This is a genomic window from Mycobacterium sp. 29Ha, assembly GCF_032883055.1.
Lineage (GTDB): Bacteria > Actinomycetota > Actinomycetes > Mycobacteriales > Mycobacteriaceae > Mycobacterium > Mycobacterium gallinarum.
The window spans coordinates 274,457-299,901 of record NZ_JAMQTI010000004.1; the positions used below are offsets into that span (position 1 = coordinate 274,457).

Consider the following 25,445-nt stretch of genomic DNA (forward strand, 5'->3'; position numbering starts at 1 on the left):
GCGCGGTTCGGTCAGGGCGGTGTTCAGGTGAAGGCCTTGATCTCGACTCCGTCGGAATGCAGCCGTGCCCTGACTGCATGGGCGATCTGCACCGCCCCCGGTGAATCTCCGTGCACACAAACAGATTCGACCGTGATCGGAATCGTGGAGCCGTCTGCTGCGGCAACTCGACCCGCCGTCACCATCGACGACACCCGGTCTGCGATCTCCTCGACGTCATGAAGTACCGCGTTGTGCAGCCGCCGCGACACCAGCTGCCCGTCGGATCGGTACGCACGGTCGGCAAACGCCTCGGGCACGGTCCGCAGGCCGAGCTCCTGCGCCTCGGCGAAGAACACCGATCCCGATAGGCCGAGGACGGGCAGTGCGGGGTCGACCGCATGCACCGCTTCGGCGACCGCACGTGCCTGATCATGATTGGTGACGATCGTGTTGTACAGCGCGCCATGGGGTTTGACGTAACTTACCGTCGACCCGGCGACTTGAGCGATCGCCTGTAGCGCGCCGATCTGGTAGATCACGTCCGCCTTCAGGTCTTCTGGATCGGCGTCGATGAAGCGTCTGCCGAATCCGGCGAGATCGAGATAGCTGACCTGCGCGCCGATGCGCACATCGCGTTCGGCTGCCGCCCGGCACGTCCGCAGCAACAGTGCAGAGTCGCCGGCGTGGAAGCCGCATGCGACGTTGGCGCTCGTGACGACATCGAGCATCGCGTCGTCGTCGCCGAGTTTCCACACTCCGAAGCTCTCACCGAGGTCGGCGTTGAGATCGACGGTCACGTCGACCAGCCTACGATCGGCGCGGGCGCGGCCCATCGGTTCTCGGCGACGAACTCGCTCAGCGGTCGTCCGACCGCCCAATCGTCGATCTCGAGTTGCGGGCGGTCGGGAAACTCCGGCACCGGACCAAGACACAGCACCGCGACAGCCTCGGCGTCCTCCGGCACACCGAGCAACTCCCCGAGCCGGCGCGGGTCGAATATCGACACCCACCCCATGCCGAGACCTTCGGCACGTGCGGCCAGCCACAGGTTCTCGATGGCGCACGACACCGACGCAAGATCCATCTGTGGCAGCGTGCGCCTGCCGAACACGTGGTCCTGCCTCCCGTCGCCGAGCGCGACGACCAAGAGCTCGGCACAGTCCAGAATGCCTTCGACCTTCAGGGCCAGGAACTCGGCGTTGCGCGGCCCGAGCGCCTCGGCCGTGCGCTGACGTTCGTCGTCGACGACGGCGTGGATGTCGCGGCGCAACGCGAGGTCGGTGATCCGGATGAATCGCCACGGCTGCATCAGCCCGACGCTGGGCGCGGCATGCGCGGCCTGCAGCAATCGAACCAGGACGTCCTCGGGGATCTCGGATCCGGGGACGAAGCGGCGCATATCGCGGCGTGCGGCGATCACCCGGTAGATCGCGCTTCGCTCAGCGGGACTGAATGCGTGCTCGGTCACGCTCGTGAGCTTAGGTGGCACCATCGACGGGGTGACCCGTGAGCTCGTACTGATCAGCGCGGCGGAACTGAAGCGGCGGCTGGATGCCGGCGAGCGGCCGACGATCCTGGACGTGCGCTGGCAGCTCAGCGAGCCCGACGGACGCGCGGCATTCGAGCGAGGGCACATCCCGGGCGCGGTGTACGTCTCGCTGGAGGACGAGTTGTCCGACCACACCGTCACCGGGCGTGGCCGCCACCCGCTGCCGTCGGGGCGAGACCTGGAGGCGGCCGCCAGGCGGTGGGGTGTACGCGACGGTTCGCCGGTCGTCGTGTACGACGACTGGAACCGGGCCGGGTCGGCGCGCGCCTGGTGGGTGCTGACCGCGGCGGGCATCGCCGATGTGCGCATACTCGACGGCGGACTGGCCGCCTGGTCCGGTCCGCTCGAAACTGGTCCGGCGAGCACGCAACCCGGTGATGTGACGGTGTCACACCACGACCTGTACGCGGGTGCGTTGCCGACACTCACCGCCGAGCAGGTGACCGCCGCCGACCTGACCCTGCTGGACGCTCGCGCGCCGGAACGCTTCCGCGGCGAGGTCGAACCCGTCGATCCGGTCGCGGGCCACATTCCCGGCGCCCGCAATGTCCCGAGCACGAGCCTGCTGGACCGCGACGGGCGTTTCGTCGCCGATGTCCCGGAGTCCAGCGGCGCCGTGGGCGTGTACTGCGGATCGGGTGTCACGGCGTCGGTCGTGGTCGCTGCGCTCGCCGCGGCCGGAGTCGGCGCCGCGCTGTATCCGGGCTCATGGTCTGAATGGTCTTCGGAATCAACACGTCCGGTGGAACGGGACTAACTGCGGGCACGGCCGCGACGACCGATCAGCCAGCACACCAAAAAGATCGCGAACGAGATCGTCGTGACGAACACCGAAACCGGTACCCCAGGCGCCAGGGACAGCAGGATGCCCCCGACGGCGGACACCTCGGCGAAGATCACCGATGCCGCGACTGCCGCCCCGGGTGACGAGAACACCCGAACTGCGGCCGCAGCGGGGGTGATCAGCAGTGACATCACCAGCAACGCCCCGACGATCTGCACGCCCTGTGCGGCCGTGACCCCGACCAGCGCGGCGAAGACAATGCCCAACGCGCGCACCGGAACTCCGCGTCCCGCCGCCACCTCAGGGTCGACGGTGGCGAACAACAGGGGACGGTAGGACACCGCAAGCACGACGATGACGACCACCGACACGACGGTCAATAACGCCAGCCCGGAGTAGCCGACGCCGACGATCTGCCCGGTCAGCAGCGCGAAGCTCGTCCCGCTGCGACCGGGATAGAGATGGATGAACAGCACTGCAAGGCCGAGCCCGAACGCCAGCACCACACCGATCGCCGAATCCCGTTCACGTGCACGCTGGCCCAGCACCCCGAACAAAACTGCGGCCAGTGCGCATCCGACCAGTGCGCCGATACCGACGTTGAAACCGGCGAGCAGTGCGAAAGCCGCTCCGGTGAGGGACAATTCGCTGGATCCGTGCACCGCGAACGACATCTGCCGCATCACGATGAACGGTCCGATCAACCCGGACACCAGGGCGAGCAGTGCGGCCGCGAGCAGGGCCTGCTGGACGAAGTCGCGGCGCAAGAGGTCGAGGGTGATGTCGAACGAGAACAGGTGCGCCAGCAGGTCGGTGAGCCGTTCACTCATGGTCGTGGCCGCTCGCGTGTGCCGAGTGGTCGTGCTCGCCGACCACGACGTAGCGGCTGCCGACCTTCACCACCTGGATGTCGGCGCGATACAACTCGGAAAGGGTCGCCGAGGTCATCACCTCTTCGACGGTGCCGATCCGGAATCGGCCGTCGACCAAATACAACACCCGGTCTATGTATGGCAGAACGGGATTGACCTCATGGGTGACGAAAAGTACGGCGGTGTTCGCGTCGCGCCGGCGCGCATCGATCAGCGTCGACACCAGCCGTGCGTTGGCCGGATCCAGGTTGAGCAGTGGCTCGTCGCACAGCAGCAGCACCGGATCCGTGGTCAGCGCCTGGGCGATCCGCACCCGCTGGAGCTCGCCGCCCGACATCACACCGACCGGCATATTCGCGAGTGTCTTGCCGTTGACCTGGTTCAGCGCCCGCTGCACGGCTGTGCGCTTGGCCGAACGGTCGGTCGCCAGACCCCAGCGGTGACCGTCGAACCCCAAACCGACGAGATCACACGCCCGCAGCGACAGCCCGCTGTCGATCGCACGGTGCTGGGGCACGTAACCGATTCGCCTGCTGCCCTTTTCGACCGGCTTCCCGCAGATCGTGACCTTGCCCGCGGTGAGTTGCAGTTGGCCGAGCAGCACCTTGAGCAGGGAAGTCTTGCCGGTACCGTTCGGGCCGAGCACCGCGATGAATTCACCAGCGCGCACGGCGAGATCGAGTTGGTCCCACAGCACGCGTTCGGCGAACGCCAGCCGGGCGCCGGTCAGTTCGGCGACGACGTCAGCAGGCACAGATTGATTATCTGTTCGCCTGTGGCGCCTTATCCAACTGGCTCGCCAGCTGTTCGGCGGTTTGGCGCTGCCAGGTCAGGTAGTCGGTGCCATCGGGCAGGGTCTCCGTCACGTTCACGACGGGTATCGAGGCGCGGTTGGCAGCGTCGGCAAGCTGCTTGGTGACCGCGGTCTCGGTCTGCGGGTTGTACAGCAACGCGGACACCTGCCGAGCGTTGATCATGTCGAGCATCGCGGCCAGGTCCGCGGGGGACGGGTCGGTGTCCTCCTCGATCGCGTTGGCGAAGCCCTCTGGAGTCTTGTCGGTGATACCGGCATTGACCAGCAGGTAGTGTGCGACGGGCTCGGTCGCGACGACGGAGGCCCCCGGATGCTCCTGGCCGATTGCGCGCTCGAGCGTCAGGATCTCGTCGGCCTTGGCGCCGAACGTCGCGGCGTTGGCGCGGTAGGCGTCGGCGTTGGCGGAGTCGATCGTCGACAGTCGTTCGGCGATCTGCGCGGCGACGGCCTTGGCGGTGGCCGGGTCGTAGAAGACGTGCTCGTTCGGAGGCTGCGACGAGGGTGGTAGCAGTGCGTAGGCGTCGACGCTCGGCACGTCCGGATGTTCTTCGAGCACGTGCTCGACCCAGTGGTCGTAGTCGCCGCCGTTGAAGACGACCAGCGAGGCGTCGGTGAGCGTCGCGGTGTCGGCGGGGCTGGCCTCGAACGAGTGCGGATCGGCGACGGTCCCGTTCACGATCGACGTCACGGAAGCATGGTCGCCGGTGACAGCGCTGGCCACGCTGCCCCAGACATCGGTGGACGCCACGACGGACGCGGTGCCGGCATCGGATTGCACCGATTCCCGCTGACTGCATCCGGCGGCGCCGATCGCAACCACCACCGCCGTCATCGCCGCAAAGCTGGCACGCATGGCATCTCCCGTAAGCCTCTGAACAGAAATGAAAACCGTTTCCAATAACTCTAGCCCACGGCATCCCGGGTAACGCAAATTCATCGGCTAACGTCACATCATGTCCAGGAGTCCAGCGCCCCGGCGCCGGGCGACTCTGGCCTCGTTGGCCGCCGAGCTGAAGGTCTCGCGGACCACCATCTCCAACGCCTACAACCGGCCGGATCAGCTGTCGGCCGATCTGCGTGACCGCGTACTGGCCACCGCTAAGCAGCTGGGCTACCCGGGACCGGACCCGGTGGCCCGGTCGTTGCGCACTCGCAAGGCAGGGGCGGTCGGGTTGATGATCACCGAACCCCTCAACTACTCGTTCAGCGATCCCGCCGCGCTCGACTTCGTCGCCGGCCTCGCGGAGTCGTGCGAAGAGGCCGGGCAGGGACTGCTGCTCGTGGCGATCGGTCCGAAGCGCAGCCTCGACGACGGTTCGGCCGCCGTCCTGGCGGCTGGGGTGGACGGGTTCGTGGTGTACTCGGCTTCCGACGACGATCCCTATCTATCGGTGGTGCAGCAGCGGCACCTCCCGATCGTCGTCGTCGACCAGCCTAAGGATGCGCCTGGCACCTCGCGGGTGTGTATCGACGACCGCGAAGGCATGCGCCAACTCGCCGAACATGTTGTGGGCCTTGGCCACCGGGAGATCGGCCTGCTGACGATGCGACTGGGACGCGACTGGCCGCATGGGGGACCGGAGGCGGCATTGGCGGACCCCGACCGAGTCCAGACTCCGCATTTCCACGTCCAGCGCGAGCGCATTCACGGCGTATACGACGCGATGACCGCCGCGGGCCTCGACCCGGCGTCGCTGACCGTGGTCGAGAGCTATGAACACCTGCCGACGTCCGGTGGGGCGGCCGCCGAGGTGGCACTCCACGAGAACCCACGCATCACCGCTCTGATGTGCACGGCCGACGTGCTGGCGCTGTCGGCGATGGATCACTTGCGGGCGAAGGGTGTCTACGTTCCCGGTCAGATGACGGTGACCGGCTTCGACGGCGTACCCGAGGCGTTGCGGCGCGGCCTGACGACGGTGGTTCAGCCGAGCATGGAAAAGGGCAGACGCGCGGGCCGGCTGCTGCACAACCCGCCGCGCTCCGGCTTGCCGGTGATCGAGGTGCTCGAGACCCAGGTGGTGCGCGGCCGCACGTCGGGTCCGCCCGCCTAGACCTCGGTGATCGGCGGGCTGACGCGCCACTCGTCGAGTGTCGGCGTCAAACCATCGGCCAGCATCGGCAATTGCGGCACCATCGCCAGCGCCGCAGCTGCCGCCAGGCGGCCCGCCGCCTCGGTGACCCGCAACACCCGTTCGTCGACAGGACGAAGGCCCGCGGCCGTGGCGGCCGCGTTGTAGGCCGAAATTCCTTCGGGTCCCACCATCGCGAGGTCTGATTCGATCGCACCAAGGGTGACGAGTTCGAAGTCCGACCACAGGTCCCCGTCTTGTGTGCTGATCATGTTGTAGTGGGGCGCGTCACCGTGAATGGGCTGAATGCCGACCCCGGGAAAAGTCTGTTCGAATGCGTGTGGTGACGTCAGCACCGGCGCGATCACGGCCCATTCCCGTTGCGCCCGTTCAAGATCGGCGGCGGACAGCAGCTCGGGCATGCGCTCCAATGCGGCCAGCCCGTCGGGGATATAGGTTGCGAACGGTGCCCAGAAGTCGAGATCGCCGTCGTAGCAGCGCAATGCGGCGTGCAGGTGTGCGGTCTGCTCGATGCGGCGCATGATGTTCGTGCTCGCGTCGGGGACTTCGTCGATCAACTGCCAGAAGGTCATCGAGAAGCCGTCGCGCCGAACGGGTTCACGCGGCACCAAAGGACTCGGGGGCACCACCGGATGGCCGCGGTCGGCCAGCCAACCCGTCACGGCGAGTTCGCGACGCTGCTGCGCGGTCTGGGTTTCCGGGGTCGCCGAATAGGACGGTGGCAGCACCGTGGGCACTCGGACGACGACGGGTACCGGAGCAAGATGAACGATCACGGAAAAAGCGTCATAGAGGACACGCGGCTGGGAGACCTCCAGTCCGAGGCCGCGACCCGCCGCGGTCGCGGCCGAAACCGCTCGTGCCGTGCGGGCTTTCAGCTCGTCAGCGGTGAGCACGTGCATTCAGCAGGTACGCCAATGCTTCTGCGACATCGTCAGGCGATCCGATGCGAAAGCCCGCTGCTGTGTCACCGGGTCCGACCTTGACGCCGATGTCGCCGTCTCGCATCCGCGCGAACGCCTTCTCGTCGGTGACATCGTCCCCGAGAAAGACCACCGCTGTGGAGGAGTTCTGGTCGCGCAGTATGTCGACCGCCTCGCCCTTGTCGGTCTGGATCACGGCGAACTCCAGCACCGCCTTGCCCGCGGTGGCGTGCGCGTCCCAGCTCTCCGAGGCCAGGCGGGCCTGCTCCAACGCCGCCTCTCCGTCGGCCGGACTGGCATTGCGGACGTGCAGGGCGACCGATGCCGGCTTGGTCTCCACAGTCACGCCTGGCTTGTCCGCTGCAATCTCGTTCAGCTCGGCAATGATTCGCGTCAGCAGAGCCTCGTCGATGTCGTGGGCGAACCCGGTGTCGAACTCGGCCCCGTGGCTGCCGACCAGATGAACGGATGCCGGCATCCTCGACAACGATCGCAGCACGCCGAGCGCCCGTCCGGATATCAGGGCCACGTCGGTGTCGGGCAGTTCGGCGAGCGCGGTCAACGCGGTGGCCGCATCGGGCAGCATCCGAGCGTCGGCCGGGTTGCTGACGATGGGTGCGAGGGTGCCGTCGAAATCACAGGTGACCAGTAACCGGGGAACCCGGCAAACCGTATCGAGCGCGCGCTGCAGTTCGACCGGGAGCACGCCTAGATCTTAGGGTGCTCGCCGTCGCCGATCAGAAGCCGCACGGCGAGATCCAGACGCTTGGCGACATCGGTCGCCGACGCCCGCCGCGTCAGCCAGGCCAGCAGGTTCGAAAGCCAGACGTCAGAGATGACGCGCGCGATGTGGTACTGGTCCTCGGTCGGCTCGCCGTCGCTCATGGCGCGGGCGAACATCGAGTCCATCAGCTTGCCGACGTGGTCGACCTCACCCGCCGCCGAGGCGTCGGCGAATACGAATGCCCGTGTCATCGCCTCGGTCAACAGCGGATTGCGCTGCATCGAGCGGTTGAGCTTGCCGACCATGACGTTCAGTCGCTGGTAGGGGGTGCCTCCGACGATGGTGGCACGGTCGGTCTTGGCGTCGATGCGCTCGAATTCCCGGCCCAGCGCCGAGACGAGCAGGTGCACCTTCGAAGGGAAGTAGCGATACAGCGTGCCTACCGCCACATCCGCCCGTTCCGCGACCGCGCGCATCTGGACCGCCTCGTAACCACCCTTGGAGGCGATGGCCAGGGTAGCGTCCAGGATTCGCTTGCGGCGCTCCCGCTGGGCTTCGGATCCCAGTTCGGACTCGGCCAACACCGCCACGGTCATCACCTGGGGCGGTCGCGAATCCGACCCCGATCCCTGGTTTGGCTGTGACAGGCCGGACATCTGTTCGACTACTCCTTCTCCGCACGGGTATCGCCGAAAACGATACGCATGCCGAACTACATTTTCTCACTTCAGAAACGCCGCGGCACCGACGTGTCCTGCTGCTATGGCGGTCGACTTGACGGTCGATCGCTGGCACTATTAGAACACGTTCTAGTGGGAAGCATGGACTTCTCACCCAAACGCTAGGAGCAGACGGTGTCAGCCACAATGACCGACGAGCAGTTTGCCGCGCGCGAACTGGTCCGTAGCTGGGCAGCTGCTTCAGGCCCCTCCGAGGCGGCCAGGAAGGTCGAGGCGGGCCAGCCGGACGCGTGGCGTTCAGCCTACGACGGACTGGCCCAACTCGGCCTCTTCGGTGTCGCGCTGTCCGAGGAGAAAGGCGGCGCCGACGGCACCGTCGAGGATCTGTGTGCGATGGTCGACGAGGCCGCCGCAGCCCTGGTCCCCGGTCCGGTCGCGACTACGGCACTGGCCACTTTGCTGGTCGAGCAGGCCGACATCCTGGAGTTGCTGATAGCCGGTGAGCGCGTTGCGGGTGCCACGCTGACGGCCAACATCGAATTCGACGGCGCGCACGCATCCGGTACCGCCGATTACGTGCTCGGAGCCGATCCGGCCGGGATTTTGGTGCTGCCCGCTGCGGACTCCGTTGTGCTGATCGACGCATCTGCCGACGGGGTCACCGTCGAACCGCTGACCCCGACCGACTTCTCGCGGCCGCTGGCGCGTGTCGTGCTGGACGCCGCACCTGCGGTAAAGCTGTCGACGTCGCCGCAACGTTTCGCCGATCTGGCTGCCACGGTGCTGGCCGCCGAGGCCGCGGGGCTGGCGCGCTGGGCACTGCAGACCGCGACGGAGTACGCGAAGGTGCGCGAGCAGTTCGGCAAGCCGATCGGCAGTTTCCAGGCCATCAAGCACATGTGTGCCGAGATGCTGCTGCGCTCCGAGCAGGCTTCGGTGGCCGCGGCGGACGCGGCCAGGGCGGTGGCCGAGGATGACGAGCAGCAGCTCTCCATCGCCGTCGCGGTGGCTGCGGCCGCCGGAATCGACGCCGCGAAAGCCAACGCCAAGGACTGCATTCAGGTGCTCGGCGGCATCGGGATCACGTGGGAGCACGACGCGCATCTGTATCTGCGGCGCGCGTACGGCATCGCGCATTTCCTCGGTGGCGCAGACAAGTGGCTGCGCCGTGTCGCGACACTCACTCAGCAGGGTGTGCGCCGCGATCTGAAGATCGACCTCGAATCGGTGGAGCATCTGCGCCCCGAAATCGCTTCTGCAGTAGCCGAAGTCGCCGCGCAGCCCGCGGAGAAGCGGCAGGTTGCGTTGGCCGATTCCGGACTGCTGGCGCCGCACTGGCCGCGTCCGCACGGCCGCGAGGCCGGCCCGGCCGAACAGTTGCTGATCGATCAGGAGCTGGCCAAGGCCGAGGTGGTTCGCCCGGATCTGGTGATCGGATGGTGGGCGGTGCCCACGATTCTCGAGCACGGCTCTCCCGAGCAGATCGAGCAGTTCGTCCCCGCCACGCTGCGCGGCGAGTTCCTGTGGTGCCAGCTGTTCAGTGAGCCCGGCGCGGGGTCGGATCTGGCAGCGCTGCGGACCAAGGCAGTACGAGCCGACGGGGGCTGGAAGCTCACCGGACAGAAGGTGTGGACGTCGGCGGCCCACAAGGCGGCATGGGGTGTGTGCCTGGCCCGTACCGATCCGGACGCCCCCAAGCACAAGGGCATTACCTATTTCCTCGTCGACATGAAGTCGGCGGGCATCGACATCCGTCCGCTGCGAGAGATCACCGGCGACAATCTGTTCAACGAAGTGTTCTTCGACGAGGTCTTCGTGCCCGACGAGATGGTGGTCGGCCCGGTCAACGACGGCTGGCGGCTGGCGCGCACGACGCTGGCCAACGAGCGGGTGGCGATGGCACATGGCACCGCGCTGGGCAACCCGATGGAGGAGTTGTTGCGTCAGGTCGCCGATCTCGATCTCGATTCGACCGGACAGCACCAGCTCGGCTCGCTGATCCTGGCGGCCCAGGTCGGCTCGCTGCTGGATCAGAAGATCGCGGAACTCGCTGTGGGGGGCCAAGATCCGGGTCCGCAGGCCAGCGCGCGCAAGCTCATCGGCGTGCGCTACCGGCAGGCGCTGTCCGAGCTGAGGATGGAACTGTCCGAGGGCGCGGGCGTCGTCGACAACAAGACCGTCTTCGACTTCTTGAACACCCGCTGCCTGACGATCGCAGGCGGAACCGAGCAGATTCTGCTCACCATGGCGGGCGAAAGACTGCTCGGCCTACCCCGCTAGGTTGCTAAGAGAACGCGGCCTGCGCACAGGCGTTGGGTGACGTCAGGTTGACACCGGCGTACACCACCTGGATGTAGGAGCACACGATCAGCGGAACGTCGGTACGCGGACGGCCGGTGTAGGAGTCGATGGGCCATGCGACGCCGTGCAGGGCCACCCTGTCCGGCGGTCCGCCGCCGAAGTAGACCGTCGAGATCTCGTTGTCGGTCAACGATTTGAAGATCCGGGTGTTCGGGGTCGCGACGTTCGAATTGATGTAGACGGAGCGGTCCATCGTGCGCAGCGTCACGTTCTGCCGGGCGTACAGATCACCGGGAAACCCGACCACACCGTTCGGTGTGCGCAGGTTTGCGACGGTGTCGAACAAGCATCTCGCCTCGGCAGCAATGCAATTGGCCGTCACACGCATCTGCAGCGTGTCCACCGGGTTGACGGGAATCGACGAGTCCGCCGTGTCCAGCGCAGCCGAAGACACGGCTGTCGGTGTGATGGTCGCCAGTGTCAGCACTGTCGCCGAGATCGCCACGAACGCGCCGGCCAACCGCTTCATCACAGAGATGCTCCCTTCGGTGCGCGCATCGTAGCCTGCGGGTTACTCGTCGTAAGTGACTTCGACCGAATCGGATCGCGGCAGCGCTTGGCAGCCCAGGATCAGACCCTCGTCGAGGTCGGACTGCTCGAGCACGTCATTGATTTCCATTTCGACGTCGCCGCTCTTCTTCAGTACCGCGCACGCGCCGCAGTGGCCCTCTCGACACGAGAACGGCGCATCGAGGCCCTTGTCAAGCAGTACGTCGAGCAGCTTCGCCTTGCGCGGCCACGTGATCTCATGCTTCTCACCGTCGAGCGTGACGACCGCGGTGGCCGGCCCCTCATCGCTGTCGTCTTCCTCGATGACCACCGCGGAGAACGGGTCGGAATCCAGTGACTTGAACACCTCGATGTGGATGCGTTGCGCGCCGAGGGACTTGAGCGCTTCTTCGGCCGCGACCATGAAGGGACCCGGGCCGCAGATGTACGCGTCGTGTCCGGCATACGGCTCGGCCAGGCCGGCCAACGCCGCCGCGCTCGGCAATCCCTGCACGCTGACGAGCCAGTGCACGACAGTGAGCCGATCGGGGTACTTGGCCGACAGGTCGCGCAGCGCGGCGTGGAAGATCACCGAGTTCTCGTTCTCGTTGGCATAGATGAGCACGACCTTGCCGCTGCCCTCGGCGAGGGCCGACTTGCAGATCGACATCATCGGTGTGATGCCGCTGCCGGCACCCATCAGCAGGAAATCGGTGTCGAGGGTCTTGGGTACGAAGGTGCCCGACGGTGCCAGCACGTGCATCTTCATGCCGGCGTGCGCGTTGTCACACAGCCAGTTCGACGCGTATCCGCCCGCGGTGCGCTTGACGGTCACGGTCAGCGGGTCGTCGGTGAACGGGGAACTGCACAGCGAGTAGCAGCGCGCCACCGAGCCGGTGCGCTCGCTGGGCACCCGCAGCGTCAGGAATTGACCCGGCGAGTAGCGCAACCGGTCGGCCGGGACATCTGCTGAGTCGGGGCCGTCCGGGACCCTGAAAACCAGCGAACGCGCGTCGGTGGTCTCCTCGACGACGTCGGTCAGCTCCAGCTCGAGCACGTGGCTTCCGAGCGGCTCGTCCGTCACCGTTCACCCTTCCTCGCGAAATATTACGGGCCAATAACTAGAACAGGTTACAGAAATGCATGTCCCCAGGTCCAGCCGCCGCAGCAAGGCCCTTCTCGACACAAATCGTAACGTGTTCTAATCTTCATCTAGGCCCATACTCCGGAAGGCGACGGTCTGTGACATCCATCGACAATATTGAACAGCGTGACGTGCAGTCGGTCCTAGCCGGCATCGACGATCTGCTGCCGCTCATCGCAAAGCGGGCGCAGGCGGCCGAGGAACTACGGCGGTTGCCCGACGAGACCGTCGCTGAGCTCAACGAGGCCGGGTTCTTCAAGCTTCTGCAGCCCGAGCAGTGGGGCGGCCTGCAGTGCGATCCGACGGTCTTTTACGAGGCCGTCCGCCGCATCGCGAGCGCCTGCGGATCGACCGGATGGGTCAGCTCGATCATCGGCGTCCACAACTGGCACCTCGCCCTGTTCGACCAACAGGCGCAGGAGGAGGTCTGGGGCGACGATCCGGCCGTGCGGATCTCCTCGTCGTACGCGCCGATGGGGGCGGGCACGGTGGTCGACGGCGGCTACATCGTCAACGGCGCGTGGCACTGGTCCTCGGGCTGCGACCATGCCACGTGGACGTTCGTCGGCGGTCCGGTGATCAAGGACGGCAAGCCGGTCGACTTCGGCAGCTTCCTCATTCCGCGTTCGGACTACGAGATCGACGACGTCTGGCATGTCGTAGGGCTCAAGGGCACCGGAAGCAACACCCTCAAGGTCAAGGACGTGTTCGTCCCGCGGCACCGCTTCCTGTCCTACAAGGCGATGAACGACCGCACCGCCGGTGGGCTGGAGAACAACACCGCGCCGGTGTACAAGATGCCTTGGGGCACCATGCATCCCACGACGATCTCGGCGCCCATCATGGGAATGGCCTACGGCGCCTACGATGCCCACGTCGAACACCAGGGCAAGCGCGTCCGCGCGGCGTTCGCCGGCGAGAAGTCCAAGGACGACCCATTCGCCAAGATCCGGATCGCCGAGGCGGCGAGCGATATCGACGCCGGTTGGCGTCAGCTCATCGGCAATGTTCGCGACGAGCATGAACTGTTGAAGGCGGGCAAAGAGATTCCGTTCGAGCTGCGGGCGCGGGCCCGTCGCGACCAGGTCCGCGCCACCGCCCGCGCCATCTCGTCGATCGACCTGCTCTTCGAGGCCTCCGGCGCGACCGCGCTGAACTCCGATCAGCCGGTGCAGCGCTTCTGGCGCGACGCGCACGCCGGCCGCGTGCACGCCGCCAACGAGCCGGAGCGGGCATACCTGATCTTCGGGAACAACGAGTTCGGCCTGCCACCGCAGGACACGATGGTTTAACTGGGAAGGCCAGATGACCTCCTTCGCTGCCGAAGCTGCTCAGCAGCAAGAGATCACGTTCGAGTCGACGTCGCGTTTTGCGCAGGTTCGTGATGACATGCGCCTGCACTACCACGAGGCGGGTGTCGGCAACGAGAAGACGGTCGTGCTGCTGCACGGCGGGGGACCGGGCGCGTCGAGCTGGTCGAACTTCGGTCGCAACATCGCGGTGTTGGCCCGCCACTTCCACGTGCTCGCTGTCGATCAGCCGGGATATGGACACTCGGACAAGCACACCGAGCACGAGCAGTACAACCGCTACAGCGCGACCGCGTTGCTGAACCTGTTCGACCATCTCGGGATCGAAAGCGCCGACCTGGTCGGCAATTCGCTCGGCGGTGGGACCGCGGTGCGGTTCGCGCTCGACAACGGCAGGCGCGCCGGGCGGCTGGTGCTGATGGGCCCGGGCGGCTTGTCGGTGAACCTGTTCGCACCGGATCCCACCGAGGGCGTGCGGCTGCTCGGCAAGTTCACCGCCGAGCCGACGCGCGAGAACATGGAAAAGTTTCTGCGCATCATGGTCTTCGACCAGAACCTCGTCACGCCCGAGCTGATCGACGAGCGGTTCGAGATCGCGAGCCGTCCCGAATCGCTGGCCGCCGCCCGTGCGATGGGTAAGTCGTTCGCGGGTGCGGACTTCGAGCTCGGCATGATGTGGCGCGAGGTCTACAAGCTGCGCCAGCGTGTGCTGCTGATCTGGGGCCGTGAGGACCGGGTGAACCCGCTCGACGGGGCGCTGGTGGCGCTCAAGCAGATTCCGAAGGTTCAGTTACACGTCTTCGGACAGTGCGGGCACTGGGCGCAGGTGGAAAAGTTCGACGAGTTCAACAAGCTGACTATCGATTTTCTCGGGGGTGGCTCATGAGCATCAAGTCATTGGGTTATCTACGCATCGAATCAACCGACGTCGGGGCGTGGCGCGAGTACGGCCTGAAGGTGCTCGGCATGGTCGAGGGATCCGGTCAGACCGAGGGCGCACTGTACCTGCGGATGGACGAGTTCCCGGCGCGGCTGGTCATTGTTCCCGGCGAGCATGACCGCCTGCTGCAGTCCGGTTGGGAGACCGCGAATGCCGCGGCGCTGCAGGAGATCCGCAATCGCCTCGACATCCAGGGGACGCCCTACAAAGAGGCATCGGCCGCCGAGCTCGCCGAGCGCCGCGTCGACGAGATGATCACGTTCGACGATCCCTCGGGCAACACACTCGAGGTCTTCCACGGGGTCGCGCTGGAACACCGCCGCGTCGTCAGCCCGTACGGCCACAAGTTCATCACCGAGGAGCAGGGTCTCGGTCACGTGGTGCTCACCACGCGCGACGACGCGGAGACACTGCACTTCTATCGCGACGTGCTCGGCTTCTTCCTGCGCGACTCGATGAAGCTGCCTCCGCAGCTCGTCGGCAGGCCCGCCGATGGCCCGCCGGCGTGGCTGCGCTTCCTCGGCGTCAACCCTCGCCACCACAGCCTCGCCTTCATGCCCGGTGAGACACCAAGCGGCATCGTGCATTTGATGGTCGAGGTCGGCGAGGCCGACGACGTCGGGCTGTGCCTTGACCGCGCGCTACGCCGCAAGGTCCCGATGTCGGCCACCCTGGGCCGTCACGTCAACGACAAGATGCTCTCGTTCTACATGAAGACACCCGGCGGGTTCGACGTCGAATTCGGTTGTGAAGGCCTGCAGGTCACCGACGACGACTGGGTCGCCAGGGAGAGCACGGCCGTCAGCCTGTGGGGCCACGACTTCAGCATCGGCTTCAAGTAGTGGGTGAGCCTATCGATCCCCGCACATTCCGAAATGTGCTGGGGCAGTTCTGTACGGGCATCACCGTGATCACCACCATGCACGACGGAAAGCCCGTCGGGTTCGCATGCCAATCGTTCGCGGCGCTGTCGCTAGATCCTCCGCTGGTGCTGTTCTGCCCGACGAAGGTGTCGCGATCCTGGAAGGCCATCGAGTCCAGCGGGCACTTCTGCGTCAACGTGCTGCACGAGAAACAGAAAGACGTCTCGGCGCGCTTCGGCTCCAAGGAGCCGGACAAGTTCGCCGAAATCGACTGGCATCTCTCGAAACTCGGATCACCGGTCATCAAGGACACGCTGGCGCACGTCGACTGCACGGTGCATTCGGTGCACGACGGCGGCGATCACCTCGTGGTGTTCGGCGCGGTGCACTCGCTGTCGGACGTGCCGCACAAGAAACCGCGCCCGCTGTTGTTCTACAAGGGGCAGTACACCGGAATCGAGCCGGACAAGAACACCCCGGCGCATTGGCGCGACGATCTCGAGGCGTTTCTCACCGCCACCACCGACGACACCTGGCTCTGACACGCGCCTACCGACGAGATTCGATGACCCGCAGCGCGGCGGCCTGACCGTCGCGGAGGAAGGCGACGATGCCCGTCGCCGCGGCACGGAGTCCTTTCTGGCTGGGGCGCTCGGGTCCGAGTAACGCCGTGACGGCGGAGCCCAAGATCTTCAATCGCTGGTCGGCACCGACGAAATCGGTGACCAGCGAATGTGTGACACCGGTGACGAGTGCCTGCACAGCGAACGCCTGATCCGCGGTAACCCAGTCGGTCCGGGCCATCCCGTGCTGACGCCAGAGCGGCAGGGCCGCGCGCAGTACCGCACTCGGCCCCAGTGCTTCGTTGAGCTCGACAGAGCGGGGGTGGTCGGCAAGGACGCCGAGGAGATCGTCATCGTGGCGCTGGAGGGCGGCGATGAGCGGGTGGCCGGTCGCTACCTGCAGCATCATCGGGCAGAAGCGTGAAGGACGAACCAGAGCGGGTTCCTCCTCGAACTTCACGATCAGATCCTCTAGGGCGCGCAGGAATGCTCGACCGACCAACCCGATCAGCAGATCCTCTTTCGTCGGCCAGTACAGATACACCGTGCCTTTTCCGACATGCGCTCGCGCGGCCACATCGGCGACGCTGAACCCCCTCGCGCCGCGACCGAGCAGGAGATCGTTGGCCGCCGTGAGGATTCGCGCCGCCGTGCCGGAGTTCTGTTCCGGCAGTTCGTCGAACGGTGATGCCATCCAACGGACTATATCGGCGAACCAGGTTCGCATGGCGAAGATGATTGAACGAACTGACCATTATCGCCATTTGGTCAGTCAGTCGCTATAGTGGTGGCATGACGACGCAGAAGGAATCCGTGCGACACAGCGGCTCAGTCGGCGCCGACGTCGACCGCCTCGTTGATGAACCCACCCGGGTACGGGCCCTGAAGAAGACGATCTTCGCGGTCGCCGATGGGTTGGCTCCTGTCATCGATCTCTGCCGGATCTATGTCGATGGACTGGAGAACCTGCCGCGCGACGGGAGGTTTCTCCTCGTCGGCAATCACACACTGTCCGGGTCTGCCGAGATCGTGCTGATTCCCTACTTCGTCCACCGCGAACTCGGTGTCCGGGTTCGCGGCCTCGCCAACAGGCAGCTGGGGGAGACGAAAGGTGTTGTGCGCGATGTGCTGGAGGCCGCAGGCGCGGTCCCGGGTCATCCCGACACGTGCGCGGAATTGATGCGACGGGGTGAGACCGTCCTCGTGTTCCCCGGAGGCGGCCGGGACATGCTCAAGTTCAAGGGGGAGGAGTACGTGCTGCAGTGGGAACGCCGCAGCGGCTTCGCCCGGTTGGCGGTCGCTCACGACTATCCGATCGTGCCCGTCGGGCTGGTCGGCGGCGACGACGTCTTTTCCAGCCTGGTCGAACGCGGTGGGGCCTGGGAGACACGGAGCCGGGGTCTCGGCGAGCGTCTACACGGCCTTCCGGGAGTCGGTATCCCGATCCTGCGGGGTTGGGGTCCGACCGTGGTACCGCGACCACAGCGCATGTACCTGCGGTTCGCCTCGCCAATCGATACCTCGCGACCACCTCGCGTCGGAAACGACACGTGGATCGCCACGGTCAAGGAGCAGGCACAGAGCGCATTGCAAGCCACGCTCGCCGAGTTGCAGGAGCTGCGCGAGAACGATCCGTTTCGGAACCTGAACCCGCTCGCATGGGGTCGGGCCATGCAACCTCGATGATGCTCTAGATACAGCCCGCCGAACACGGGTCGAGCGGCGGCATCAATTCGGGGTCCGGGGCGTTCGGATCTACCGGCACCTGTGTCGAGAGGTCGACATTGTGATCGAGGTCGGGCGCCGTCGGGATGATGTTGCAGATGAAGGAGAGCGCAAGGTCACACGGAGGACGCCCTGGCTGTGCGGCGGCGGGGACGGCGAACGCCACCGCCGCGCCACAAATGGCGACGGTCGCGAGGAATGCCTTCTTGATCATCACGAAGAGCCTAGCCCCACCGTCTCGATGAATTCGACGATTGTCCGAGCCACCTCACGGTGCACCGTCTCGTTGAGAATGTCGTGGCGGCCGCCTGGGAACTCGGTGAGCCGCAGCGGCGCAATCTGCTCGGCGTAGGCGCGGACGGCCCCGACCGGTGCTATCGAGTCGTTGACGCCGTGCACCGCCAGCGTCGGCACCGACAGTTTCGGCAGCTCCCCACCGAACCGGTCCCAGGCCCTGTCGAGCTCTCGGGCGAGCGACGTCCCATCGGCACCGACGAACGCCAGGGGGTCGTTCTCGAGCGAATCGACGTAGAAGGGGTCCGCCGAGAGCCAGCCGGGCTCGAGGTCGAACGCCGTGTCGGTGTCGAGGAGTTCGGGGATCGGCACCAGGGGAGCGCCGGAGATGACTCCGGCCCGGTAGCGGTCGGGTTGATCCAGCAGCCGGAACAGGGTCACGACCGAACCGAACGAATGGCCCTGTGCGATCAGCGGCACGCCAGGTCGCTCGCCTTCCACCAGTTCGGTGAGAGTGTCGGCCAGGTCGGAGCTGTGCTCGATCGAACCGAAATCGCCGCGGTCGCCCGGGCTGAGTCCGTGGCCGAACTGGTCGACCGCCCACAGGTCGATTCCCGCGGCGTTGAGTGCGAACCCGTAGCGGTGGTAGACCCCGGTGTGTTCGCCGAAGCCGTGCAGGAAGACGACCGCGGCGCGCGGCTCGGGGGCGGCCCAGTGCCGGTAATACGCGCGCCCCTTCGGATGGTCGATGAACGGCATTCCTCGACGCTAGCGCTGATCGACCACTACACCCCGGCGTTTCCGGCCTTCCACTGCTCCCAGGGGATGTTCCAGTCGCCGAGTCCGTCGACGCCGGACAGCGTGGGGCCGACGGTGTTGACCACCTCGACGATGTCGCCGCGTTTGGTGCTATCGTAGAACCACTCGGCGTTCTGCGGGCTGACGTTCAGGCAACCGTGGCTGACGTTCGAGCGGCCCTGGCTGCCGACGGACCACGGCGCCGAATGGACATAGATTCCGCTGTAGGACATCTGTGTCGCCCAGTTGACCTCAGTGCGGTATCCGTCGGGTGAATTGACCGGAACACCGTACGTCGACGAGTCCATGACGAGGAAGTAGTAGCGGTCGCCGATGATGTAGGTGCCGTTGTCGGTCGGAGTTGCGTTCTTACCCATGGAGATCGGCATCGACTTCACGATTTCGCCGTTGATGCGCACCGTCATCGTCTTGGTGGCGTCGTCGGCGGTCGCGATGACCTCATCGCCGATCGTGAAATGACTCGTCACGTCATCCTGGCCGAACAGTCCGTCGCCCAGGTCGACACCGTAGGTATCGACGCTGATGTCGACCCTGGTCCCGGGCTTCCAGTATTCGGCTGGGCGCCAGCGGACTTCGCGACTGTTCACCCAGTAGAAGGCGCCCTCGACCGGGGGGTCGGTCTTGACCGTGATCGCCTGCTGCGCGGCGAATCGGTCGGGGATGTTCTCGTCGAACCGCACCGCGACCGGTTGACCGACGCCCACCACTTCGCCCTCCTTGGGGAAGACGTAGGGCATCGTCAGATTTCGGGGCGAGTGGGTTTCGAATGTCGCGCTGCTCTGCGTCGCGCCGCCGAGGCCCAACGCTTCGGCGGTCAGGGTGTACTGCTTGTTGTAACCCAGCGGCTCGGCCGAGCGCCAGACGAGACCGTCGGGACTCAGTTCTCCCTCGACCATCCGGCCCGCGTCGTTGACGAGTGTCACCGGACCAAGGACGCCGTCTTCGGCGCTCACCGTGACAGGTGATTCGACCGCAACGCCTACGGCGCCGTCGATGACGGACGTCTGCAGTTTCGGGATCAGCAGATCGCCGTACGGCGTGCCCTTGTCGATGATCGCCTGCGGCTGTGGCGGCGGCGATGACCTGCTACATGCACCGAGCCCGACGACAAGTGCGGCGATGGTCATCACGGTCGCTGTCGTCCACCAGACCCGCCGCATGCGTATTGTCCCGTCGTTCGTCGAAGCAGTTGCATCACTATGCTACGTAGTTACTACGTAGATGCAGGTCGGGCGCGGTCCGGATCGCGGTCAACGCGGAGTTGGCCCGCCGAGGAGCACGTCGGCTTGTTCGGTCATTCGCTGCTGGATCGCATCGACTACGGCCGCGACCTCGGGTCTGCGCAACGTCTCGGCACGCGTGACGAGCCAGTACGTCAATCGCACCGCCACCTCGTCGGGCAGCACTCGCACCAGATCGTCGTGCCGGTCGGCCATGAAGCACGGCAGCAGACCGATGCCCGCCGCCGCCCGCGTCGCCTCGACATGCACGAACACGTTGGTGGACGTCACAGATTCACGCATGGTCGGCGCGAAGCTCGTGGCGACGTCGAGGTCGTCGACCTGCAGCATCGAGTCGATGAAGTACACCAGCGGATAGCGGGCGAGGTCCGCGATGCTCGCCGGTGTTCCGTTGTCGGCCAGGTAATCACGTGCACCGTAGAGGCCAAGACAGTAGTCGCCGAGTCGGATCGCCTTGGCGCGGTGAACTTTCGGCTCCCCGACGACGACTTCAACGTCGAGGCCGGAACGTTGTTGGGTGGCGCGCCGGGTCGCGGCGACGATCTCCACCGCGACATTTGGATGGTTCCGTTGCACCTTGGCGGCGGCGGGTGCGGCGATGTAGGCGGAGAAACCGTCGGTCGCCGATATCCGGACCACGCCTTCGAGCGCGCGCTGGCCGCCGGTGTGAACGGACAACGAGCGCACCGCCGACTCGACGGCTTCGGCGGCCGACAGTGCCTCGCGCCCGAGGTCGGTCAGCTCCCATCCGCCGGCCACCCTGGCCAGCACCCGGCCGCCGACTGACTGTTCGAGCGCGTTGATGCGGCGCGAGATCGTGGTGTGGTTGAGGCCGAGCTCCTCCGCGGCGATGGTGTAGCGGCCCGAGCGCCCGACAGCCAGCAACACGAGAAGGTCATCGGCGCTGGGCTGGCGACCCGATGAGCGAGAGAACACAGCCATATCTGCATTTTTGCAGATAGCTCCTGCAGTTTTGATCATTGCAGGTGGGGGTACCTGCATGAATACTCACATAGGTCTGTGCGGTGCATCACAATCGAGGAGCGTTCGATGACGATTCACAACGATCCGAAAGCGACCGGAAGTGACGTGACGTCGGCTCCGAGCGGCCTCAAACGGGTGGTCGCCGCCTCGATGGCCGGGACCGTCGTCGAGTGGTACGAGTTCTTCCTCTACGGCACCGCCGCCACACTCGTCTTCAACAAGGTCTTCTTCCCGGAGAGTGACAGCGCGTACGGCGCCATCTTCGCGGCGTTCCTGACCTACGCGGTCGGCTTCGTCGCCCGCCCATTGGGCGGCGTGGTGTTCGGGCATTTCGGGGACAAGTTCGGGCGCAAGAAGCTGCTGCAGTTCGCCATCCTGCTCGTCGGTGTCGTCACGTTCCTGATGGGCTGCCTGCCGACGTACGCCCAGATCGGCGTCTGGGCCCCGACGCTGCTGGTGGTGTTGCGTTTCCTGCAGGGGTTCGCCGTCGGCGGCGAGTGGGGTGGCGCCGTGCTGCTGGTGGCCGAACACAGCCCGAATCGGAGCAGGGCCTTCTGGGCCAGCTGGCCGCAGGCCGCGGTACCCGTAGGCAACATGCTCGCGACGGTGGTGTTGTGGGTGCTGACCGCGACCCTGTCGGAAGAGGCGTTCCTGTCCTGGGGCTGGCGAGTCGCTTTCTGGCTGTCGGCAGTGGTGGTGCTGATCGGCTACTACATCCGGACGAAGGTCAGCGATGCGCCCATCTTCCTCGAGGCACAGCAGGAGGTGGAGCGCGTCAAGGCCGTCTCGTACGGTGTGGTCGAGGTGCTCAAGCGGTACCCGCGCGGCGTGTTCACGGCCATGGGACTGCGATTCGCCGAGAACATCATGTACTACCTCGTGGTCATCGTGTCGATCACGTATCTCAAGGTGCAGGTCGGTGTCGACACCAACGCGATCCTGCGGTACATGCTCGTCGCGCACGCGGCGCACTTCCTGGTGATCCCGTTCGTGGGCAAACTGGCCGATCGGTACGGCCGCAGGCCCGTCTACCTCGTCGGCACGATCCTGGCGGCGACGTGGGGGTTCTTCGCATTCCCGATGATGGACACCGCCAACTATCTGCTCATCATCGCCGCCATCGTCATCGGACTGATGATCCACGCGCTGATGTACGCACCGCAGCCCGCGATCATGGCCGAGATGTTCCCGACGCGGATGCGGTATTCCGGTGTGTCGCTTGGCTATCAGGTCACCTCCATCGTTGCGGGATCGCTCGCGCCGATCATCGCCGTGAAGCTGCTCGAGATCTACGACTCCTGGGTGCCGATCGCGATCTACCTGGCAGGCGCGTCGGTGGTCACGCTGATCGCCGTACTCGTGATGCGTGAGACGAACGGCCTCGACCTGGAGACCATCGACGTCGCCGACCGCGAAGAGCTCGCCAAGGCCGGGGTCGTATGACCGAGCTCGCGGGACGCACCGCGCTGGTGACCGGCGGTGCGAGCGGCATCGGCGAGGCGTGTGCGCGGCAGCTGGCTGCGCGCGGGGCGGTCGTCACCGTCGCGGACCGCGACGACGTCGGGGCCAAGTCGGTCGCCAAGGATATCGGCGGAAACGCGTGGGCCGTAGACCTTTCCGATGTCTCGGCGCTCGAAGGGCTACAGCTCGACGCGGACATCCTGGTCAACAACGCCGGGGTTCAGCACGTCAGCCCGATCCCCGACTTCGCGCCGGATCGCTTCCGCCACCTGATGACGCTCATGGTGGAATCGCCGTTCCTTCTCATTCGCGCCGCGCTCCCGCACATGTACCGGCAGAACTTCGGCCGGATCATCAACATCTCCTCGGTGCACGGGATCCGGGCATCGGAGTTCAAGGTCGCCTACGTGACGGCCAAGCACGGTCTCGAGGGTCTTTCGAAGGTGACTGCGCTCGAGGGTGCGGCGCACGGCGTGACGAGCAACTGCGTGAACCCGGGATATGTGCGAACCCCGCTGGTGACCAAGCAGATCGCCGATCAGGCCAAGGTGCACGGCATCTCGGAGGATAAGGTGGTCACCGACATCCTCCTGAAGGAGAGCGCCATCAAACGTCTGGTGGAACCCGAGGAAGTAGCGGCATTGGTGGGCTGGCTGGCGTCGCCGACCGCGGGAATGGTGACAGGTGCGTCCTACACCATGGACGGAGGCTGGAGCGCGCGATGACCGGTGCCGCACCGCAATGGGTGCCGACGGACGAGGACGTCGCCACAGCCCGAGTGACCGACTTCGCGCGCTTCGTGGCAGATCGCACCGGCGTGACGACCACCGACTACCAATCCCTGTGGCAGTGGTCGGTGGACGAACCCGCCGAGTTCTGGGCCACGTTGTGGGACTACTTCGAGCTCGGCCAGCGCGGTGAGAAAGTCCTCGAGAACGACACGATGCCGGGCGCGCAGTGGTTTCCGGGCGTCACGCTGAACTATGTCGACCAGGTCATCCGCAACGCGCGAACCGACCGGCCCGCGATCATCCACGTCGTCGAGGGCGGCACAGACATCGAAGTCTCCTGGGCCGAATTGCTCGGGCGTACCGCCGCATTCGCGGACAGGCTGCGCTCGCTCGGTGTCGGCGTGGGCGATCGTGTCGCGGGATACCTGCCCAACATCCCCGAAGCCGTCATCGCCTTCCTGGCGACGGCGAGCGTCGGGGCGATCTGGAGCGCCTGCGGCCAGGATTATTCGGCGAAGGCCGCGCTGGATCGGCTCGGTCAGCTCGAGCCGGCGGTGTTGGTGACGGCCGACGGATATGACTTCGGCGGAAAGCACTACGACAAGCGTGAGGATGTCGAAGCGCTGCGCAAGGGATTGCCGACGCTGAAAGAGACGGTGCTGGCATCTGAGCTGACCGCGACCGGCGGCGAGCTCACGACGGTGTCTGTCAGCTTCGACCATCCGCTGTGGATCTTGTATTCGTCGGGGACGACGGGTAAGCCCAAGGGGATCGTGCACGGGCACGGTGGCGTCGTGCTGGAGCATTTGAAAGCTGTTGCCCTGCAGTCTGATATCGGGCCAGAGGACACCTTCTTCTGGTACACCAGCCCCAGCTGGATGATGTGGAACTTTCAGATCGCCGGGCTGCTGGTGGGCGCCACGATCGTCTGCTATTCGGGAAGTCCGAACTCGCCGCGGCCGGATGCGCTGTGGGAGATCGCGGCGCGGCTGCGGGCGACCGTCCTGGGCACCAGTCCCGGATATGTGCTCGGATGTGCCAAGGCGGGCGCTGTTCCGCGCAAAGAGCATGACCTATCGGCGCTGCGGACGGTGGGCATCACCGGATCGTCGTTGCCGCCGTCGTCCTCACTGTGGTTGCGCGACAACGTCGGTGAACATGTCCAGGTCGCCTCGATCAGTGGCGGCACGGACGTGGTCTCGGCCTTTATCGGCGGTGTGCGCACCGTGCCTGTATGGCCTGGGGAACTGTCGGCCCCGTTCCTCGGTTGCGCGCTGGACGCGTGGGATGAGTCGGGTAACTCCGTGCGCGGCGAGGTTGGCGAGTTGGTCATCACGAAGCCGTTGCCGTCGATGCCGATTTGCTTCTGGAACGACGACGACGGATCACGTTATCGCAGTGCTTATTTCGAGATGTTTCCCGGCGTGTGGCGCCATGGTGACTGGATCACGATCACCGATCACGGCAGCGTCATCGTGCACGGGCGATCGGACTCGACGCTGAATCGGCACGGGATCCGGATGGGCAGTGCTGACATCTACCAGTCGGTGGAGCGCCTGCCGGAGATCGCCGAGGCGTTGGTGATCGGGTGCGAGCAGGAGGACGGCGGGTATTGGATGCCGTTGTTCGTCGTGCTGGCCGGCGGCGCTGAGCTGACCGATGATCTGCGTGAGCGGATCAAGAAGGCCATCCGCGACGAGGTTTCCCCGCGGCATGTGCCCGACGAGATCATCGAGGCTCCCGGGGTGCCGCATACGCGTACCGGGAAGAAGCTCGAGGTGCCGATCAAGAAACTGTTCGCAGGCGCTGACGCCGCGAAGGTGGTGGAGCGCACCGCCGTCGACGATCCCGATCTGCTGGATTGGTACGCGAACCTGAAGCGCTAGTTCTCCGATCGAATGATGTGGTCGTCTTCGTCGTAGGTGGGTGTCACGGTGACGATCATCTGAGTTCTCCTTTCTTACCATTCCCAAGTTGACGGATCTGACTTGGTGTTTCCTTGGAGATTCCCAAGCGACGGACCCCTCAGCCGCTGTGGCTCGCTTGTGCGCGCAAGTCGCGAAGCATCAGATAGTGCGCCTTTTGCACGTTCTGCTCACCGTCCAATCGTGTCGGCCTGTTGCCTCACGTCAAGATGCGCGCGTGGGGGCATTCGTTGC

The 25,445-nt window shown here is 65.7% G+C and carries 26 protein-coding genes; 11 read left to right on the forward strand and 15 right to left on the reverse strand.

The window, feature by feature from the left end:
• Positions 1-23 precede the first annotated feature (23 nt).
• Together M1248_RS07605 and bluB are read right to left on the reverse strand one after the other, a co-directional pair.
• Positions 24-815 (reverse strand): 5-oxoprolinase subunit PxpA, encoded by a 792-nt coding sequence (locus tag M1248_RS07605; protein ID WP_317147955.1) that lies wholly within the window; start codon positions 813-815, stop codon positions 24-26.
• Positions 776-1,450 (reverse strand): 5,6-dimethylbenzimidazole synthase, encoded by a 675-nt coding sequence (gene bluB, locus M1248_RS07610; protein ID WP_410506637.1) that lies wholly within the window; start codon positions 1,448-1,450, stop codon positions 776-778. Before bluB ends, M1248_RS07605 begins: the two co-directional genes overlap by 40 nt.
• Positions 1,451-1,481: 31 nt before the next feature.
• Between bluB and M1248_RS07615 the strand changes: the two genes are divergently transcribed.
• Positions 1,482-2,288 carry a sulfurtransferase gene (locus M1248_RS07615; protein ID WP_317147956.1) on the forward strand — a complete coding sequence of 269 codons (807 nt, stop codon included), beginning with the start codon at positions 1,482-1,484 and terminating at the stop codon, positions 2,286-2,288.
• Here M1248_RS07615 and M1248_RS07620 read toward each other — a convergent pair.
• The 3 genes from M1248_RS07620 to M1248_RS07630 are packed head-to-tail and all read right to left on the reverse strand — an operon-like array spanning position 2,285 to position 4,854.
• Positions 2,285-3,145: a metal ABC transporter permease gene (locus tag M1248_RS07620; RefSeq protein WP_197905541.1), complete on the reverse strand. Its 861-nt coding sequence runs from the start codon at positions 3,143-3,145 to the stop codon at positions 2,285-2,287. The genes M1248_RS07615 and M1248_RS07620 overlap by 4 nt on opposite strands.
• On the reverse strand, positions 3,138-3,941 hold the full coding sequence (locus tag M1248_RS07625) for a metal ABC transporter ATP-binding protein (RefSeq protein WP_163731491.1): 804 nt from the start codon (positions 3,939-3,941) through the stop codon (positions 3,138-3,140). Before M1248_RS07625 ends, M1248_RS07620 begins: the two co-directional genes overlap by 8 nt.
• A gap of 7 nt (positions 3,942-3,948) precedes the next feature.
• Positions 3,949-4,854 carry a metal ABC transporter solute-binding protein, Zn/Mn family gene (locus M1248_RS07630; protein WP_317147957.1) on the reverse strand — a complete coding sequence of 302 codons (906 nt, stop codon included), beginning with the start codon at positions 4,852-4,854 and terminating at the stop codon, positions 3,949-3,951.
• 100 nt (positions 4,855-4,954) lie between these two features.
• On the opposite strand from M1248_RS07630, the gene M1248_RS07635 reads away from it, so the two are divergent.
• Positions 4,955-6,055, forward strand: a complete 1,101-nt coding sequence (locus tag M1248_RS07635; protein WP_163731485.1) for a substrate-binding domain-containing protein — start codon at positions 4,955-4,957, stop codon at positions 6,053-6,055.
• On the opposite strand, the gene M1248_RS07640 is transcribed toward M1248_RS07635, so the two are convergent.
• The 3 genes from M1248_RS07640 to kstR are packed head-to-tail and all read right to left on the reverse strand — an operon-like array spanning position 6,052 to position 8,331.
• Positions 6,052-6,990, reverse strand: coding sequence for a phosphotransferase (locus M1248_RS07640; protein WP_317147970.1), 939 nt, complete (start codon positions 6,988-6,990; stop codon positions 6,052-6,054). The genes M1248_RS07635 and M1248_RS07640 overlap by 4 nt on opposite strands.
• Positions 6,977-7,723 (reverse strand): trehalose-phosphatase, encoded by a 747-nt coding sequence (gene otsB, locus M1248_RS07645; RefSeq protein ID WP_163731479.1) that lies wholly within the window; start codon positions 7,721-7,723, stop codon positions 6,977-6,979. Before otsB ends, M1248_RS07640 begins: the two co-directional genes overlap by 14 nt.
• Positions 7,724-7,725: 2 nt before the next feature.
• Positions 7,726-8,331: a cholesterol catabolism transcriptional regulator KstR gene (gene kstR / locus M1248_RS07650; RefSeq protein ID WP_163737815.1), complete on the reverse strand. Its 606-nt coding sequence runs from the start codon at positions 8,329-8,331 to the stop codon at positions 7,726-7,728.
• Between the two features lie 276 nt (positions 8,332-8,607).
• Here kstR and M1248_RS07655 point away from each other — a divergent pair, with 276 nt between their 5' ends.
• Entirely contained in the window at positions 8,608-10,701 is a 2,094-nt protein-coding gene (locus M1248_RS07655) for an acyl-CoA dehydrogenase (RefSeq protein WP_317147971.1), read from the forward strand.
• A gap of 4 nt (positions 10,702-10,705) precedes the next feature.
• On the opposite strand, the gene M1248_RS07660 is transcribed toward M1248_RS07655, so the two are convergent.
• Positions 10,706-11,251, reverse strand: a complete 546-nt coding sequence (locus M1248_RS07660) for a hypothetical protein (protein ID WP_163731474.1) — start codon at positions 11,249-11,251, stop codon at positions 10,706-10,708.
• Positions 11,252-11,293: 42 nt separating this feature from the next.
• Positions 11,294-12,355, reverse strand: a complete 1,062-nt coding sequence (locus M1248_RS07665) for a ferredoxin--NADP reductase (protein ID WP_317147958.1) — start codon at positions 12,353-12,355, stop codon at positions 11,294-11,296.
• A gap of 167 nt (positions 12,356-12,522) precedes the next feature.
• On the opposite strand from M1248_RS07665, the gene hsaA reads away from it, so the two are divergent.
• The 4 genes from hsaA to hsaB are packed head-to-tail and all read left to right on the forward strand — an operon-like array spanning position 12,523 to position 16,070.
• Positions 12,523-13,707 (forward strand): 3-hydroxy-9,10-secoandrosta-1,3,5(10)-triene-9,17-dione monooxygenase oxygenase subunit, encoded by a 1,185-nt coding sequence (gene hsaA, locus M1248_RS07670; protein WP_317147972.1) that lies wholly within the window; start codon positions 12,523-12,525, stop codon positions 13,705-13,707.
• Between the two features lie 13 nt (positions 13,708-13,720).
• The gene (gene hsaD / locus M1248_RS07675) at positions 13,721-14,611 is read left to right on the forward strand and encodes a 4,5:9,10-diseco-3-hydroxy-5,9,17-trioxoandrosta-1(10),2-diene-4-oate hydrolase (RefSeq protein WP_317147959.1); all 891 of its coding nucleotides are present in this window, start codon (positions 13,721-13,723) and stop codon (positions 14,609-14,611) included.
• Positions 14,608-15,507 carry an iron-dependent extradiol dioxygenase HsaC gene (gene hsaC / locus M1248_RS07680; RefSeq protein WP_163731465.1) on the forward strand — a complete coding sequence of 300 codons (900 nt, stop codon included), beginning with the start codon at positions 14,608-14,610 and terminating at the stop codon, positions 15,505-15,507. Before hsaD ends, hsaC begins: the two co-directional genes overlap by 4 nt.
• Entirely contained in the window at positions 15,507-16,070 is a 564-nt protein-coding gene (gene hsaB, locus M1248_RS07685; protein WP_163731462.1) for a 3-hydroxy-9,10-secoandrosta-1,3,5(10)-triene-9,17-dione monooxygenase reductase subunit, read from the forward strand. The genes hsaC and hsaB overlap by 1 nt, the downstream gene beginning before the upstream one ends.
• A 7-nt stretch (positions 16,071-16,077) precedes the next feature.
• Here the strand turns inward: hsaB and M1248_RS07690 are convergent, their stop codons facing one another.
• Positions 16,078-16,785: a TetR/AcrR family transcriptional regulator gene (locus tag M1248_RS07690; RefSeq protein WP_163731459.1), complete on the reverse strand. Its 708-nt coding sequence runs from the start codon at positions 16,783-16,785 to the stop codon at positions 16,078-16,080.
• Positions 16,786-16,883: 98 nt separating this feature from the next.
• On the opposite strand from M1248_RS07690, the gene M1248_RS07695 reads away from it, so the two are divergent.
• Positions 16,884-17,777, forward strand: coding sequence for a lysophospholipid acyltransferase family protein (locus M1248_RS07695; RefSeq protein WP_317147960.1), 894 nt, complete (start codon positions 16,884-16,886; stop codon positions 17,775-17,777).
• A 4-nt stretch (positions 17,778-17,781) separates the two neighbouring features.
• Here the strand turns inward: M1248_RS07695 and M1248_RS07700 are convergent, their stop codons facing one another.
• The 4 genes from M1248_RS07700 to M1248_RS07715 form a co-directional block, all read right to left on the reverse strand.
• Entirely contained in the window at positions 17,782-18,030 is a 249-nt protein-coding gene (locus tag M1248_RS07700; protein WP_317147961.1) for a fibronectin-binding protein, read from the reverse strand.
• Positions 18,030-18,809: an alpha/beta fold hydrolase gene (locus M1248_RS07705; RefSeq protein ID WP_163731449.1), complete on the reverse strand. Its 780-nt coding sequence runs from the start codon at positions 18,807-18,809 to the stop codon at positions 18,030-18,032. The genes M1248_RS07700 and M1248_RS07705 overlap by 1 nt, the downstream gene beginning before the upstream one ends.
• 26 nt (positions 18,810-18,835) lie before the next feature.
• A complete protein-coding gene (locus M1248_RS07710; RefSeq protein ID WP_317147962.1) occupies positions 18,836-20,029 on the reverse strand; it encodes an Ig-like domain-containing protein in 1,194 nt (397 codons plus the stop codon).
• A 90-nt stretch (positions 20,030-20,119) separates the two neighbouring features.
• Positions 20,120-21,052, reverse strand: coding sequence for a LysR family transcriptional regulator (locus M1248_RS07715; RefSeq protein WP_317147963.1), 933 nt, complete (start codon positions 21,050-21,052; stop codon positions 20,120-20,122).
• Between the two features lie 108 nt (positions 21,053-21,160).
• Here M1248_RS07715 and M1248_RS07720 point away from each other — a divergent pair, with 108 nt between their 5' ends.
• Genes M1248_RS07720 through M1248_RS07730 form a run of 3 tightly spaced genes read left to right on the forward strand, consistent with a single transcriptional unit; the run spans position 21,161 to position 25,172 of the window.
• Positions 21,161-22,537 (forward strand): MFS transporter, encoded by a 1,377-nt coding sequence (locus M1248_RS07720; protein WP_163731440.1) that lies wholly within the window; start codon positions 21,161-21,163, stop codon positions 22,535-22,537.
• On the forward strand, positions 22,534-23,280 hold the full coding sequence (locus M1248_RS07725; RefSeq protein ID WP_163731435.1) for a 3-hydroxybutyrate dehydrogenase: 747 nt from the start codon (positions 22,534-22,536) through the stop codon (positions 23,278-23,280). Before M1248_RS07720 ends, M1248_RS07725 begins: the two co-directional genes overlap by 4 nt.
• Positions 23,277-25,172: an acetoacetate--CoA ligase gene (locus M1248_RS07730; RefSeq protein WP_163731433.1), complete on the forward strand. Its 1,896-nt coding sequence runs from the start codon at positions 23,277-23,279 to the stop codon at positions 25,170-25,172. The genes M1248_RS07725 and M1248_RS07730 overlap by 4 nt, the downstream gene beginning before the upstream one ends.
• Positions 25,173-25,445 lie beyond the last annotated feature (273 nt).

Coding starts and splice junctions, on each gene's coding strand:
- M1248_RS07620 (WP_197905541.1), bottom strand. CDS start 3,145: ATGAGTGAACGGCTCACCGACCTGCTGGCGCACCTGTTCTCGTTCGAC.
- M1248_RS07635 (WP_163731485.1), top strand. CDS start 4,955: ATGTCCAGGAGTCCAGCGCCCCGGCGCCGGGCGACTCTGGCCTCGTTG.
- M1248_RS07715 (WP_317147963.1), bottom strand. CDS start 21,052: ATGGCTGTGTTCTCTCGCTCATCGGGTCGCCAGCCCAGCGCCGATGAC.
- M1248_RS07720 (WP_163731440.1), top strand. CDS start 21,161: ATGACGATTCACAACGATCCGAAAGCGACCGGAAGTGACGTGACGTCG.
- M1248_RS07710 (WP_317147962.1), bottom strand. CDS start 20,029: ATGCGGCGGGTCTGGTGGACGACAGCGACCGTGATGACCATCGCCGCA.
- M1248_RS07605 (WP_317147955.1), bottom strand. CDS start 815: ATGGGCCGCGCCCGCGCCGATCGTAGGCTGGTCGACGTGACCGTCGAT.
- M1248_RS07630 (WP_317147957.1), bottom strand. CDS start 4,854: ATGCGTGCCAGCTTTGCGGCGATGACGGCGGTGGTGGTTGCGATCGGC.
- M1248_RS07730 (WP_163731433.1), top strand. CDS start 23,277: ATGACCGGTGCCGCACCGCAATGGGTGCCGACGGACGAGGACGTCGCC.
- hsaC (WP_163731465.1), top strand. CDS start 14,608: ATGAGCATCAAGTCATTGGGTTATCTACGCATCGAATCAACCGACGTC.
- M1248_RS07705 (WP_163731449.1), bottom strand. CDS start 18,809: ATGCCGTTCATCGACCATCCGAAGGGGCGCGCGTATTACCGGCACTGG.
- M1248_RS07690 (WP_163731459.1), bottom strand. CDS start 16,785: ATGGCATCACCGTTCGACGAACTGCCGGAACAGAACTCCGGCACGGCG.
- M1248_RS07660 (WP_163731474.1), bottom strand. CDS start 11,251: ATGAAGCGGTTGGCCGGCGCGTTCGTGGCGATCTCGGCGACAGTGCTG.
- M1248_RS07725 (WP_163731435.1), top strand. CDS start 22,534: ATGACCGAGCTCGCGGGACGCACCGCGCTGGTGACCGGCGGTGCGAGC.
- M1248_RS07655 (WP_317147971.1), top strand. CDS start 8,608: ATGACCGACGAGCAGTTTGCCGCGCGCGAACTGGTCCGTAGCTGGGCA.
- hsaD (WP_317147959.1), top strand. CDS start 13,721: ATGACCTCCTTCGCTGCCGAAGCTGCTCAGCAGCAAGAGATCACGTTC.
- M1248_RS07695 (WP_317147960.1), top strand. CDS start 16,884: ATGACGACGCAGAAGGAATCCGTGCGACACAGCGGCTCAGTCGGCGCC.
- M1248_RS07700 (WP_317147961.1), bottom strand. CDS start 18,030: ATGATCAAGAAGGCATTCCTCGCGACCGTCGCCATTTGTGGCGCGGCG.